The following is a 12,760-nucleotide window of genomic DNA, read 5'->3' as shown; positions in this document are numbered from 1 at the left end:
TATGGTACTACTAACAGTTTTCGTTACAATTCCGTAAATAACTATATATGCCTAAGAGTAAAAAAAGAGAGACTCTAAACAGAAGGGCTACCAAAACAAAAAGAAGCGAAAATAGGAGAAAGAATTATCTAGGTAAGATTATGGTAGTTATACTTTTCATTATAGCAATAGTTGGCATAGTGTACATAATTTATGATTTTGCTGGAAACTCCATAAAGAATTTTGTAAATGTATTTCAAGACAACAAGCATTACAGTACAGAAATAGTCAAAGATATACCCAATTCACTATCAAACACAGTTGAAACAAATTCATATACACCACGAGAAAAAGAAGTACTTGAAATGATAGTAACAAACCAAACTGATATAAAACCTGAGACAAAAACAAATAAACAAAAGTCTACTTCGAAAAACTATATCGATCAAAAAAATGTAACAAGCAGATCAGCACTTATATTCTATTACAGAGTTTCTGAAGACAACTTGGTGTTATCATCAAAAAGTATTAATATCCAGGATAACAACTTACTTGAAGTTTTCAAAAGTTTAAAAAAGATCAAAAGCACCGAAAAGGAAGTATCATTTATAAGAAGTAATGTAAGACTGATAGACTACAAAGTTTCTGATGATATATTAATTTTGAACATTTCAGATGACATAGAATTTAATGAGTACGGTGGTACTGGAGTTTTATACGCCATATACCAAATAGCATATACTTTAGGAGAGTACGCTAAAGTCAAAAAAGTACTTGTACTAATAGAAGGTACAAAACCAAATTACATAAGTGGGGAGGGTATATTTTTCCAAAATCCTATAGATATAACTAAAAAACCCAAATTAAACTAAAAAATCTTTGTCTCAAAAAACCCCAAATGAAATAACTAAATAAAAACTAATAAAAACTAAAATTGATAAAATCCTAATTTACACAACCAAATCTCAACTCCTGATAAACTAGACAAAAGGAATCAAGGCTCCAAGAGTATTAATGAGAATTATAGCCAAAATAAAAATCCTTGATTTTTAGAATAAAAATTTGTAAATTTTCTATCAGAAAATAGAGTAATTTTAGGATTTCTTTCATTTTTTTTGTATATATTATATAGGTGATTTTTCGTTTTATGCATATTGTTAGTGTTAATTCTTTAAATATCAGTTTTTCGTTTTAGTTTTCTTAAGGAGGTTTTATGTATAAAAAGTCAAAAGAGATTAAAGAAAACTTGGAAGGATTTCACTATGTAGATGAAATTGAAAATGAAGACAACTTCGAAACAGGAGACGAAAATAACGATGAAACATATAATGACATAGACGATGAAATCCCTGAAAGTGACACTCTATCTGAAGACATATACTCAGAAGATAACGATCTTGATAGTTCTTCTGAGAACACAATTTCAGACAAATCTAACAACACAAGCAGTGAAGAAGATGAAGATGATATTGACATAGAAAAAGAAATAATGAGTATTCCAGCAGTAAAAAAAGTCATATCTCTTGGTTCAATAAAAGGCAAAATAACTTATGAAGAGATTAACGATCTTCTACCCGAAGATTTTGACCCTGAAAAAGTCGAATACCTATTTAATATCCTACAAAAGATGGGAATAGAAATAATAGAAGACATAAAGAACGATGAAGAAATTGATCCAAAACTTATAAATATTGACGGTTTCTCAACTAATGATAACCCACTTAGAATATACATGAAAAAAATAGGTTATGTAAAACTACTAACACACGAAGAAGAAATAGAACTTACGAAACAAATGGAAGAAGGTAACCAAGAAATCTATAGAGTTGCAAACGAATCTGGTGTAATAATATTTGAAGTTAAGAGAGCATTAGATAGAGCAAAAGAAAGTAGAAGCAAACTATACGAAGTGCTTTCTTTGCCGAGAATATACAGTTTTTCACCCAAAGATAGAAAAGCATTGTCCGAAAGGATAAAAAAACTTAGAGATATAGTTAGTTGGGGGCTTAAGCGAATAAAAACCATACACGAGCAATATCCACCTGAAGTTGTACCAGTTAAAGAAGTTGAAGAAGTTAGAAAAGTGCTACTTGACGAAATAAAAGATCTCAACCTTAATATAGATCTCATAAAGAGAAGCGCTGACAGAATAATAGACCTATATAATGAAACAAAAAATAATCTCAAGATTCTCAGAGACATAGAGCTCAAATATAGCAAACCTGTTGATGAGATAGAACAAATGGAAGATCTTAAATACCTAGATGATTACTTTTTATACGAAGCCGAACTTACAGATGATGACCTTATAACAGACATAGCAAGAATAAAAAGGGCAAAAGCTGCTATAAATAAGATAAAAAGGCAGCTAAATATTGAAGATTTATCCCTACTAGATGAATGGTATTCTAGAGTAAAAGCAGCAAAAGAAAAGATTGAAAAAGCAAAACATAAATTGATAGAAGCAAACTTAAGACTAGTTGTATCAATAGCAAAGAAATATGTAAACAAAGGTTTATCATTGTTTGACCTAATTCAAGAAGGTAATATAGGCCTAATGAAAGCTGTTGAAAAGTTTGAATACAAAAAAGGTTTTAAATTTTCAACGTACGCCACTTGGTGGATAAAACAAGCAATAACAAGATCTATATCTGAACAATCAAGAACTATAAGAATTCCAATACATCTTATAGAATATGTTAACGAAATAAGAAAAGTTGAAAAAGAACTCATGGAAGAGTTAGGAAGACAACCTATGAACCATGAAATAGCCGAAAGAATGGGAGTACCAGAAGCAAGAATAGCACAGATACTTAACTCAATGAAAGATCCGATATCCTTAGACAGTCCAACTGCAAGAAGTGAGGATGCTAACATTGGCGATTTTATAGAAGATGTAAAATCCGTAAATCCGTATACCAAAACTATGAACAATCTACTATCAGAAGTTATAGAACAAGTTTTATCAACTCTGCCCAAAAGAGAACAAAAAGTGCTAAAAATGAGATTCGGCCTAGAAGATGGTTATGTCCATACTCTTGAAGAAGTAGGATATATATTCAAAGTTACAAGAGAAAGAATAAGACAAATTGAAACAAAGGCTCTCAAAAAACTCAAAAGCCCAGAGATAAAGAACATCCTAAAAGAATATTTTGACATGTAATTAAACTTATGGAAAAGAAACTAAATGTAGAAACATATAAACCATCCCATCTTTCACACGAACTAAAGGAAAATTTAAAGAATAGAATAAGCAGAGCCAAAGGACATCTTGAATCAATATCCAAAATGATAGAAGAAGACAGAGCATGTGAAGAAATAGTACTTCAATTATCAGCAGTCAAATCAGCATTAAACGAAACTATTGTAAAACTTTTGGAAGGACATATGGAAATGTGCATGAACAACCAAAAAGATTGTGGAAATTTCGATGCTATCGAACTTGTTAAAGTACTGATAAGAACTCTAAAATCAAAATAGAAAACCAAACTCTACGAAATCGTTATAAATTTGTAATAAGCATAGTCTCAGTGTTATCAATGTCTCTAACTAGCGTGGTCAATATTCAGATAATAAAAATGGAGATATGAAATTTACACCATGTTTATCAAAAATCCTAGAGAGTCTCGAATTATAAAACAACACTATATACCTCTATTATGAGTAAAATTATGAATAGTAACATTCCGATATTTCATACGGAGTGTTTTATGAAATACTTTACTATTTTTTGTTTAACACTAGCACTTACACTTACTTTCGTGAATGGGTTTTCAGATAAGCTTACTATAGTAACTATTGATGGATCTGTAATAAACGTCCCAATGCCACCACAATATACAAATATAAATATCAGGGTTAGAACCGACTATGGAGAACTCAATTTTAACATAACATCAATACAAAGGATAACCATGGTAACTAATAACGTTCACAGCATACAAACATTCAAAGGAGAAATGGTTAAAGGCACTATAACATCTCCTAATATAGTTGTACCTACAAAATACGGTAACCTTACAATACCACCCACCGAGATAGGGAAAATGATAGTTATAATAACAAATGTTAATTTCACAAGATAGGGGAGGTATCCCCCCCTTTTTGCTTAATACTCAAAATCTCCCATACCTGGTTGAGATGTTGAATCTTTCTTCTTTTCAGGTTTCTCTGATACAAGTGTTTCGGTTGTTAGAATTAATGCTGCTATACTTATAGCATTCTGTATAGCACTTCTAACAACCTTTGCTGGATCAATAACACCATCCTTTGCAAGATCATCAACCCATTTATCTGTCAATGCGTTGTATCCATAACCAAACTTATTATTCTTAACTCTTTCTATCGCAACAGCTCCATCAATCCCTGCATTCTCACATATCTGATATAAAGGCGCTTCAAGAGCTTTCTTAACAATTTCAATACCTATTTTTTCTTCAGGGAAGTCAATCTTTATATCATCTAGTTTAGAAGCAAGATATAGATAAGTTACACCACCACCAGGAACTATACCCTCTTCTACAGCCGCCTTCGTAGCATGTAAAGCATCCTCTATTCTTGCTTTTCTTTCTTTTACCTCAACTTCTGTAGCACCTCCAACTTTGATAACAGCAACACCACCAGATAGTTTAGCAAGCCTTTCTTGAAGTTTCTCTCTATCGTAATCTGATGTTGTTTCTTGAATTTGCTTCTTTATTTGAGCAATTCTTGCTTGTATATCCTTTGAGTTTCCAGCACCGTTTATAATAGTGGTATTTTCTTTATCAACCTTAACTTTCTGTGCTCTACCAAGCATATCAACAGTAGCATTTTCTAGTTTCATTCCTTTTTCTTCAGATATAACCTGACCACCAGTAAGTATTGCTATATCTTCAAGCATAGCCTTTCTTCTTTCACCAAAAGCAGGAGCTTTAACAGCAACACTTAGCAACCCACCTCTCAGCTTATTGTATATAAGCGTTGCTAATGCTTCTCCTTCAACATCTTCTGCTATTATGAGAAGAGGCTTACCAGATTGAGCAACCTTTTCAAGAAGTGGTACAATTTCTCTTACCGAAGAAAGCTTCTTGTCATAAATCAATATAAATGGATTCTCAAGTTCAGCAGTCATTGTATCTGCATTAGTCACCATATAAGGAGATATGTATCCTCTATCAAATTGCATACCTTCTACAACCTCAAGAGTTGTTTCAAGAGATTTACCTTCTTCTACAGTTATAACACCATCTCTACCCACTTTATCCATTGCCTGAGCAAGTAGATCTCCTATCTTAGTATCATTATTAGCTGAAATTGTAGCTACATTCTTTATGTCATCACTAGATTGAACCTGCTTTGCTATCTTTTTTATCTCTTCAGCTATTTTTTCAGATGCTTTGTCAATTCCTCTTTTTATCATCATCGGATTAGCACCAGCAGTAACGTTCTTTATACCCTCTTTAACAATAGCATAAGTTAACAACGTTGCTGTAGTTGTTCCATCACCAGCAACATCATTCGTTTTTGTGGCAACCTCTTTAACAAGTTGGGCTGCCATATTTTCATAAGGATCCTCAAGCTCAATTTCTTTTGCTATGGTTACGCCATCATTAGTCACAAGAGGTGCTCCAAATTTCCTTTCAAGTATTACATTTCTACCTCTTGGACCTAGCGTAACCTTAACAGTATTAGCCAACTTCTCTATACCTCTTAGTAGAGACTGCCTTGCATTTTCCCCAAAAGAGATTATCTTTGCCATATTACACCCCCAAAATTGTTATAAAAATATAATAAAAAAGTTTAAATTTGTCAAAACTAACTAAACTTTCTTTATAACACTTACAAGTTTTCCTACAATAAGAGCATTACTACCACCTATTGGAATAAATCCTTTCTTAAGTTGTATTGTGTAAAATTTATCAACTCTTGATACAACACCAATTATCAGTTTACCTTCATATATCGATACAACTTTGTCATTTTCATTCAACTCATTACTTCTGAAAATTACAAGCATATCCTCATAATCTATACCAATATCCAAATAGTTATCAAATTGAAATCCTTCTTGTAAACGTAAAATAAAAACTCTATCTTCTTTACTCTCAGATTGAATGCCCTGAAACATATCAGAAGAAATAACTATACTTCTTTCAAATTCCTTGAGCTTGAAATGCCTTTTATATTTCTCAATTCTCCTATATATATTGACAGATATAGTTTTACATACATTCAACCCTACTTTTTGAGTCAATACAATTCCTCTGGGTATATTTCTCTTTATATCAATATATCCTTTTTTCTTGAGCTGCTCCAACCTTTGAGAAACACTTTTGATATTTATTTTCTGGTTTTTAGCAATTTCTTGGTAAGTAGGAGAGTACGAATTCTTCTTGTAATAACTTATTATAAACTCAAGTGTCTTCGACTGTTTAGGAGACAAATCATCCCACATATACTCTGTGATTTTAAAATAAATCATCCCATTCTTACATCAAAACAAATATAAAACACTATAATTTCAGAATATTACTCGAAATTACGACTTTCTAATATCTTTAAAGTTTATTAACATTTCTCAAAACAACTTTGCATTATGGGCAAATCATTTATGATAAGGAGTACCAGATATTATCGAAAATGCCCTATATATTTGCTCATATAACATAACCCTAAACACGTTATGGCCAAATGTCATTTTCGAAAAAGATAAAGTAAAATTTGATCTTGTTTTTACAGAAACATCTACACCTTGATGTCCACCTATTATAAAGGTTATATTTCTACCTATATCCATATTCCGCTTAATTAAGTAAGCAAAATCTTCTGATGTAATTTCTTTACCATCTCTGTCAAGAAGTACGATAAAATCTTCATCCTTGATTTTGTGTAGTATTTTTGTACCCTCCTCTTCAAGGTTTCTAGGGTAGTTCTTTCTTGACTCTCCAATTTCTATTTCTTCTACTCTAGCAAACCTAGAAATCATGTTCTTAAATCTCGAAATAGTTTGAATCAATTCCTTATAGTGTATCTTCCCAACTGATATTATCCTTATAACAAACATCCTTAATTAGTCCACTTACCAGATTTTTTGATCTGAGTATAGTTTGATGTTATAAGCCTCATAAACTTCTCAGTTATATTTAAGTTTATAGACTTATCCCAGCATATACCTTCCCAAGCAGAAACTATATTCCTTTCTAACGCTTCCTCATCAACAGTATATATTGAAACAGTTTTGTAAACTTCTCTGCCATCATCTACTACAACGTTAGCTATATATGACTTTTCAAAATTAAAATCATCTTTGTACATATAGTTTCTAATATTAACACCCTCTACAAAATCTTTATTTGAATCCTTACCATCATCATATACAACAAAATTATTAAAAACTAAATTAATTACATCATCTTTCTCGAGTATCGAGTTCGTAGCACCATCAATGGAAGAATGATATTCCGAGACAAGAATAGTCACGTTAGTTTTTTTCATCATTATAATACCAACATTCACCGTCTTTATTTCATCTGGAATACCTTTAGAAACCTGTATTTTCTTAAGATCGAAGATAAAAACTTCCTTTACTTTTACAACCTTAGGTGTACTATTTATCTTCATTACCTTACCAACCTTATGTTGAGTTTGATTTAAATTAGATTTTATACCTCCATTACTCGCACATGATATGAACATAAAAAATGTAAAAAAAATCAAATTAACCTTTAGCATGTTAACCATAAAGTAATACCCTCAAATTAAATTATCGGTATATGTCCAGAGATTCAAAGTTTTTTCTGTAAAACTTCTCCATTACACAGAATCCACCATCTAGTTATTACTACACCATTGAACTCTTGAACAAAACTTGAAGTAACGAATAAAATGAAAAAACAACTTCAAATCATTGAAAATTTGGGAAATTGAGAGGATTTTTATGGAATACGAACCAGTCATAGGATTAGAAGTACATGTACAATTGAATACAAAGTCAAAATTATTTTGCTCATGCTCCACAGAATTCGGTGCAGAACCAAACTCAAATACCTGTCCCATATGCATGGGATATCCAGGAGTACTCCCGAAACTCAACTATGAAGCACTGAAAAAGGCTATCATGGTAGGAATTGCACTCAATTGTAAAATCGCAAAATATACTAAATTCGACAGAAAAAGCTACTTCTACCCAGATCTACCTAAAGGATATCAAATTTCACAATACGACATGCCACTAAATTATGAAGGATACCTCGAATTTGAAAGCTTAGATGGAAGTATAAAAAGAGTTAGAATAATAAGAGCACATCTAGAAGAAGATGCAGGCAAACTAATACACGCAGAAAACGGTAATGAGAGTTACGTAGATCTGAATAGAGCAGGTACCCCTCTAGTAGAAATAGTTTCATACCCAGATATATTTAGTGTAGATGAAGCTTATCACTACTTACAAACCCTTAAGAATACCATGAAGTATATAGGCGTAAGCGATGTAAATATGGAAGAAGGGTCTTTAAGAGTTGATGCCAATATCTCCATTAGACCAAAAGGCAGCAATAAACTCGGAACCAAAGTCGAGATAAAAAATATGAATTCATTTAACTTCCTAAAAAAAGCTCTCGAATATGAAATCAAAAGGCAAATATCTATACTAGATAAAGGGGAAAAGATAATACAGGAAACAAGATTATTCGATCCTGAAAGCGGGAAAACCTATACAATGCGAACAAAAGAAGAAGCAGAAGACTATAGGTACTTTCCAGATCCCGATTTACCACCAGTAGTAATATCAGATGAAACTGTTGAGTCAATAAAGAAAGAAATACCCGAGCTACCTTACGATAAGTATAAGAGGTTTAAATCAGAATATAATCTACCATCTTATGATGCACAACTACTGACAGAAGATAAAAGTCTAGCAGATTACTTTGAAAAGGTAGTAAAAAGCTTCAAAGGCGATCCTAAAAAAGTTTCAAATTGGATTATGAGTGAAGTAATGAGATATCTAAACGAAGAAAAAATAGAAATATCGTCTTTCGGTGTAAAACCAGAACACATATCAGAACTACTAAATATGGTTGAGGATAACAAGATAAGTATAAAAATAGCAAAGGATATATTCCCGGAAATGATAAAAACTTTAAAATCTCCCTCAAAGATCGTCGAAGAAAAAGGACTCATACAAGTCTCTGATGCTTCTGAAATAGAAAAAATATGCAAAGAGGTTATCCAAGAAAACCCATTAGAAACTGAAAAATATAGATCAGGTAAAACTAATGTACTAGGATTTCTGGTAGGCCAAGTCATGAAAAAAACTCAAGGAAAAGCAAACCCAAAACTCGTAAACGAAATTCTAACTAAGTTGTTAAGCAAATAACAATTTCTACTCTATCTCTTAGTAAAATCTAAAATTAACATAACCTTTTACTTCAGAAAGATATAGGTATGATAAACTACAGTGATTTTGATAATTTCCCAAACTACTGATTATTGAAAATAAAAAAATTCAAAAGTTTATACTCATTCATCATAGCATACTTTGTTGAAAAAAAAACCTGAAGTTTATTAAATTTATTCAATGAAGGTAACTATAAATGGGCAAAAAACTGAGGTAAATCTGGAAAATCTAAAAGAAATCCTTGAAAAGCTAGGATACAACATACACAGTTATGTGGTAGTACTAAACGGCGAAATAGTACCAAAAAGCAAAATTCCAGAACTAACTATTAAAGAAGGTGACGATATAGAAATTCTTACAATAATGGGAGGTGGATAATGGATCAACTCATAATAGGTGACATAACACTTAAAAATAGACTAATAATAGGTACAGGCAAGTTTAGCAGTTATGAATACATACCAGAAATAATATCTAACACTGGCTGCGAGATGGTAACAGTCGCAGTAAGACGAGCAAGAGATGGTACCCAGAAACCCTTAAAAGATTATATACCAGAGGGGGTAAAGATACTTGTAAACACATCTGGAGCTAGAAATGCAGAAGAAGCACTAAAAATAGCTAAAATTGGCAGAGAACTTCTTGGTAGTAATCTTATAAAGGTTGAAATAATACCTGATACTAAATATCTTATGCCTGATAATAGAGAAGTAATAAGAGCATGCGAAATGTTAGCAAACGAAGGATTTAAACCTTTTCCTTACATGATGCCAGATTTAGTTTCTGCCAGATATATGGTTAAAGCTGGGGCTGTCTGCGTTATGCCTTTAGGAGCACCTATCGGAACTAACAAAGGATTAATCACCAAGTACTTTATCGAGATGATAAAAAATGAACTCGATGTACCCGTTATAGTTGATGCAGGTATAGGTAAACCATCTCAGGCTGCAGAAGCAATGGAAATAGGAGTAGATGCTATACTAATAAATACTGCAATAGCAACATCAAAAGATCCCGTAAAAACCGCCATAGCTTTCGCAAAAGCAATAGAAGCAGGTAGAATAGCATATCTCTCAGGTCTGCCTTCTGAAAAGATATTTGCTGAACCTTCATCACCAATGGAAGAATATTTAACAGGATTCCTGAGAAAATAAAATCACTTCTTTCAAGAACATTATCCAAACTTGTAAACAATCAAAACTCCAACAAAAGCTAAAATCTTCTAACGCTGGAAGTTACCAGTAACACTATTGGTACAACTAACAATTTTTTACACAATTTAACCTCACAGTCTAATTTTAAACATAAACAAAAATATCCTTAAACAGAACAATAGTATATTTAAGCAGGAAACAATTTAATTTTTACTTGGTAATTTAGGTAGAAGTCCAATTAATCGTTACAACATAGATAATATAGCTCCAAAAGTATTTTCTAGACCAATCTAGTATAGGTATTAAAGGTTATCATTTAATGAAGAGGTATTGTAATTCGGTGCTTCTTTTGTTATTATGATATCATGGGGATGACTTTCTCGTAATCCTGCGTTAGTAATCCTAACAAATCTAGCTTTGGTTTGTAATTCTTTTATATTAGCCGCTCCTATGTATCCCATTGACGATTTTAATCCACCTATAAGTTGATAAATTGTTTCTTTCAGCGGACCTTTATATGGTACCATTCCTTCGATACCTTCAGGTACATACTTTCCGGGAACTCCTTGAGGATATCTATTTGATCCCGACATCATTGCTCCTAGAGATCCCATACCCCTATATATCTTGTAGCTTCTACCTTTGTAGATTATCATTTCTCCTGGGCTTTCATCAGTACCCGCTAAAAGACTTCCTAGCATAACACTGTCAGCACCTGCTGCTATGGCTTTTGCTATATCACCTGAATATTTTATACCTCCATCCGCTATTACTGGTATATTTTCCTTTTTAGCTATTCTGGATGCTTCCATAATAGCAAATATCTGAGGTACTCCAACACCTGTAACAACTCTTGTCGTACATATGGAACCTGGCCCTATACCTACTTTAACAGCATCTACTCCTGAATCTATTAAAAATTTAGCACCTTCGTAAGTAGCTACGTTGCCTGCTATTACATCAACATCAAACTTGTTTTTTATGTATTTTAGCATTTCCCTAACTCTAGTAGTATGACCATGAGCAGTGTCAATAACTATCACATCAACCTCCGCTTTAACAAGTTCATAAACTCTATCTTTATCCTGTTCACTAGTACCTACTGCAGCACCTACTCTTAATCTACCTTTACCATCTTTTGAAGAAGTATCGTTACTCTGTATTTTCTCCATATCTTTCATAGTAATAAGCCCTTTTATCCTAAATTCCTTATCTACTACTGGTAACTTCTCAACTCTATTCTTCAGCATAATCGATCTAGCTTCATCTATTGATATACCTTCATAAGAAAAAACTAATCTCTCTCTTGGAGTCATAGCATCACTAACTTTGCCCCTCCCCTCACTTGCTCTAACATCTCGCCTGGTTAATATACCAACAACCTTATTACCTCCATCAACAACTATCAAACCGGATATGTTGTTTTGTTCCATAATCCTAATAGCATTTGAAATATCCTCGTCTTGCTTTACAACTATAGGATCATTTATCATGATGTTTTCGAACCTCTTTACTTTTATGACTTCCTTTACTTGATCTTCTATAGAAAGATTTCTATGGATTATACCAATACCCCCAAGTTGAGCCATAGAAATAGCCATTCTAGAATCAGTAACAGTATCCATAGCAGCACTTACAATAGGTATTGATAATTTAATATTCCTTGTAAGCATTGTTGAAGTATCAACCTCGCTAGGCAATACATTTGACTCTCCAGGTAGTATAAGAATATCATCAAAGGTTAAAGCAACCTCGTCGGTGTAAAATTTATCCATACACTTCTCCTTTATACAATTTTAACTTGTATCAAGTTTGGATTTCAATAAACTCATCCCAATTCCAATAAAGTCTAAAATTTTGTGTGTTTATTACTTTTAAGAACACTTTTATGTAACAATTTCTCAATTTTAATTGTTTAATTATCTATTAGGAGGTTTTGCTATGAAGATAAATTTTGTAGCAATTTCTGGTAAAGTTTATAATGATAATCTTGAAGTACATACGAAAAGTGGTAAAAGATATAATCTTTATACAATTCTGTCCTCAAAAAATTGGATAAAAGCTGTATCAAAGGAAATCATAAATACCAACGAAGAAGTTATAATCTTTGGAAAAATCGTAAATATATATGGCAACCTTGGTATTCTAGTAGTTGAAGTAAGAAAATTAAACGAAATAAAAACCTACTAGTTTAGTAGTAGTAAAAACAAAGATAGAATAAAAAAGCTATCATTCTAAATAATTAAACTCAGAG

13 protein-coding genes are annotated in these 12,760 nt (G+C 32.2%); 8 read left to right on the top strand and 5 right to left on the bottom strand.

The window, feature by feature from the left end:
• The first annotated feature begins 47 nt into the window (after positions 1 to 47).
• From N2712_03750 to N2712_03735, 4 genes are all read left to right on the top strand, one after another.
• On the top strand, positions 48 to 851 hold the full coding sequence (locus N2712_03750; protein ID MCX8029090.1) for a GerMN domain-containing protein: 804 nt from the start codon (positions 48 to 50) through the stop codon (positions 849 to 851).
• Between the two features lie 341 nt (positions 852 to 1,192).
• Complete coding sequence (locus N2712_03745) at positions 1,193 to 3,142, top strand: sigma-70 family RNA polymerase sigma factor (protein ID MCX8029089.1); 1,950 nt, start codon at positions 1,193 to 1,195, stop codon at positions 3,140 to 3,142.
• 8 nt (positions 3,143 to 3,150) lie between these two features.
• On the top strand, positions 3,151 to 3,459 hold the full coding sequence (locus tag N2712_03740; protein ID MCX8029088.1) for a metal-sensitive transcriptional regulator: 309 nt from the start codon (positions 3,151 to 3,153) through the stop codon (positions 3,457 to 3,459).
• 230 nt (positions 3,460 to 3,689) lie between these two features.
• On the top strand, positions 3,690 to 4,064 hold the full coding sequence (locus N2712_03735; protein ID MCX8029087.1) for a hypothetical protein: 375 nt from the start codon (positions 3,690 to 3,692) through the stop codon (positions 4,062 to 4,064).
• Positions 4,065 to 4,087: 23 nt separating this feature from the next.
• Here the strand turns inward: N2712_03735 and groL are convergent, their stop codons facing one another.
• The 4 genes from groL to N2712_03715 form a co-directional block, all read right to left on the bottom strand.
• Positions 4,088 to 5,716 (bottom strand): chaperonin GroEL, encoded by a 1,629-nt coding sequence (groL, locus tag N2712_03730; protein ID MCX8029086.1) that lies wholly within the window; start codon positions 5,714 to 5,716, stop codon positions 4,088 to 4,090.
• Between the two features lie 60 nt (positions 5,717 to 5,776).
• The gene (locus N2712_03725; GenBank protein MCX8029085.1) at positions 5,777 to 6,412 is read right to left on the bottom strand and encodes a hypothetical protein; all 636 of its coding nucleotides are present in this window, start codon (positions 6,410 to 6,412) and stop codon (positions 5,777 to 5,779) included.
• 150 nt (positions 6,413 to 6,562) lie between these two features.
• Positions 6,563 to 7,021 (bottom strand): 23S rRNA (pseudouridine(1915)-N(3))-methyltransferase RlmH, encoded by a 459-nt coding sequence (locus tag N2712_03720; GenBank protein ID MCX8029084.1) that lies wholly within the window; start codon positions 7,019 to 7,021, stop codon positions 6,563 to 6,565.
• Between the two features lie 2 nt (positions 7,022 to 7,023).
• The gene (locus tag N2712_03715) at positions 7,024 to 7,698 is read right to left on the bottom strand and encodes a hypothetical protein (GenBank protein MCX8029083.1); all 675 of its coding nucleotides are present in this window, start codon (positions 7,696 to 7,698) and stop codon (positions 7,024 to 7,026) included.
• A gap of 196 nt (positions 7,699 to 7,894) precedes the next feature.
• Here N2712_03715 and gatB point away from each other — a divergent pair, with 196 nt between their 5' ends.
• The 3 genes from gatB (at position 7,895) to N2712_03700 (ending at position 10,506) form a co-directional block, all read left to right on the top strand.
• A complete protein-coding gene (gatB, locus tag N2712_03710; GenBank protein MCX8029082.1) occupies positions 7,895 to 9,331 on the top strand; it encodes an Asp-tRNA(Asn)/Glu-tRNA(Gln) amidotransferase subunit GatB in 1,437 nt (478 codons plus the stop codon).
• Positions 9,332 to 9,532: 201 nt separating this feature from the next.
• Positions 9,533 to 9,730 carry a sulfur carrier protein ThiS gene (thiS, locus tag N2712_03705; GenBank protein MCX8029081.1) on the top strand — a complete coding sequence of 66 codons (198 nt, stop codon included), beginning with the start codon at positions 9,533 to 9,535 and terminating at the stop codon, positions 9,728 to 9,730.
• Positions 9,730 to 10,506: a thiazole synthase gene (locus N2712_03700; protein MCX8029080.1), complete on the top strand. Its 777-nt coding sequence runs from the start codon at positions 9,730 to 9,732 to the stop codon at positions 10,504 to 10,506. The genes thiS and N2712_03700 overlap by 1 nt, the downstream gene beginning before the upstream one ends.
• Before the next feature lie 302 nt (positions 10,507 to 10,808).
• Here the strand turns inward: N2712_03700 and guaB are convergent, their stop codons facing one another.
• Entirely contained in the window at positions 10,809 to 12,281 is a 1,473-nt protein-coding gene (guaB, locus tag N2712_03695; GenBank protein MCX8029079.1) for an IMP dehydrogenase, read from the bottom strand.
• Positions 12,282 to 12,447: 166 nt separating this feature from the next.
• Here guaB and N2712_03690 point away from each other — a divergent pair, with 166 nt between their 5' ends.
• Positions 12,448 to 12,696, top strand: coding sequence for a hypothetical protein (locus tag N2712_03690; protein ID MCX8029078.1), 249 nt, complete (start codon positions 12,448 to 12,450; stop codon positions 12,694 to 12,696).
• Positions 12,697 to 12,760 lie beyond the last annotated feature (64 nt).

The sequence above is a fragment of the Brevinematales bacterium genome, from assembly GCA_026415355.1.
Lineage (GTDB): Bacteria > Spirochaetota > Brevinematia > DTOW01 > DTOW01 > SKYB106.
The sequence above is the reverse complement of the archived record's forward strand: the minus strand, read 5'-3'. Positions and strand labels throughout refer to the sequence as shown.

Excerpts from the sequence above, each read along its gene's own strand:
- thiS (MCX8029081.1), top strand. The coding sequence starts at position 9,533 with ATGAAGGTAACTATAAATGGGCAAAAAACTGAGGTAAATCTGGAAAAT.
- N2712_03740 (MCX8029088.1), top strand. The coding sequence starts at position 3,151 with ATGGAAAAGAAACTAAATGTAGAAACATATAAACCATCCCATCTTTCA.
- groL (MCX8029086.1), bottom strand. The coding sequence starts at position 5,716 with ATGGCAAAGATAATCTCTTTTGGGGAAAATGCAAGGCAGTCTCTACTA.
- N2712_03745 (MCX8029089.1), top strand. The coding sequence starts at position 1,193 with ATGTATAAAAAGTCAAAAGAGATTAAAGAAAACTTGGAAGGATTTCAC.
- N2712_03715 (MCX8029083.1), bottom strand. The coding sequence starts at position 7,698 with ATGGTTAACATGCTAAAGGTTAATTTGATTTTTTTTACATTTTTTATG.
- N2712_03725 (MCX8029085.1), bottom strand. The coding sequence starts at position 6,412 with ATGTGGGATGATTTGTCTCCTAAACAGTCGAAGACACTTGAGTTTATA.
- N2712_03720 (MCX8029084.1), bottom strand. The coding sequence starts at position 7,021 with ATGTTTGTTATAAGGATAATATCAGTTGGGAAGATACACTATAAGGAA.
- N2712_03735 (MCX8029087.1), top strand. The coding sequence starts at position 3,690 with ATGAAATACTTTACTATTTTTTGTTTAACACTAGCACTTACACTTACT.
- guaB (MCX8029079.1), bottom strand. The coding sequence starts at position 12,281 with ATGGATAAATTTTACACCGACGAGGTTGCTTTAACCTTTGATGATATT.
- N2712_03750 (MCX8029090.1), top strand. The coding sequence starts at position 48 with ATGCCTAAGAGTAAAAAAAGAGAGACTCTAAACAGAAGGGCTACCAAA.
- N2712_03690 (MCX8029078.1), top strand. The coding sequence starts at position 12,448 with ATGAAGATAAATTTTGTAGCAATTTCTGGTAAAGTTTATAATGATAAT.
- gatB (MCX8029082.1), top strand. The coding sequence starts at position 7,895 with ATGGAATACGAACCAGTCATAGGATTAGAAGTACATGTACAATTGAAT.
- N2712_03700 (MCX8029080.1), top strand. The coding sequence starts at position 9,730 with ATGGATCAACTCATAATAGGTGACATAACACTTAAAAATAGACTAATA.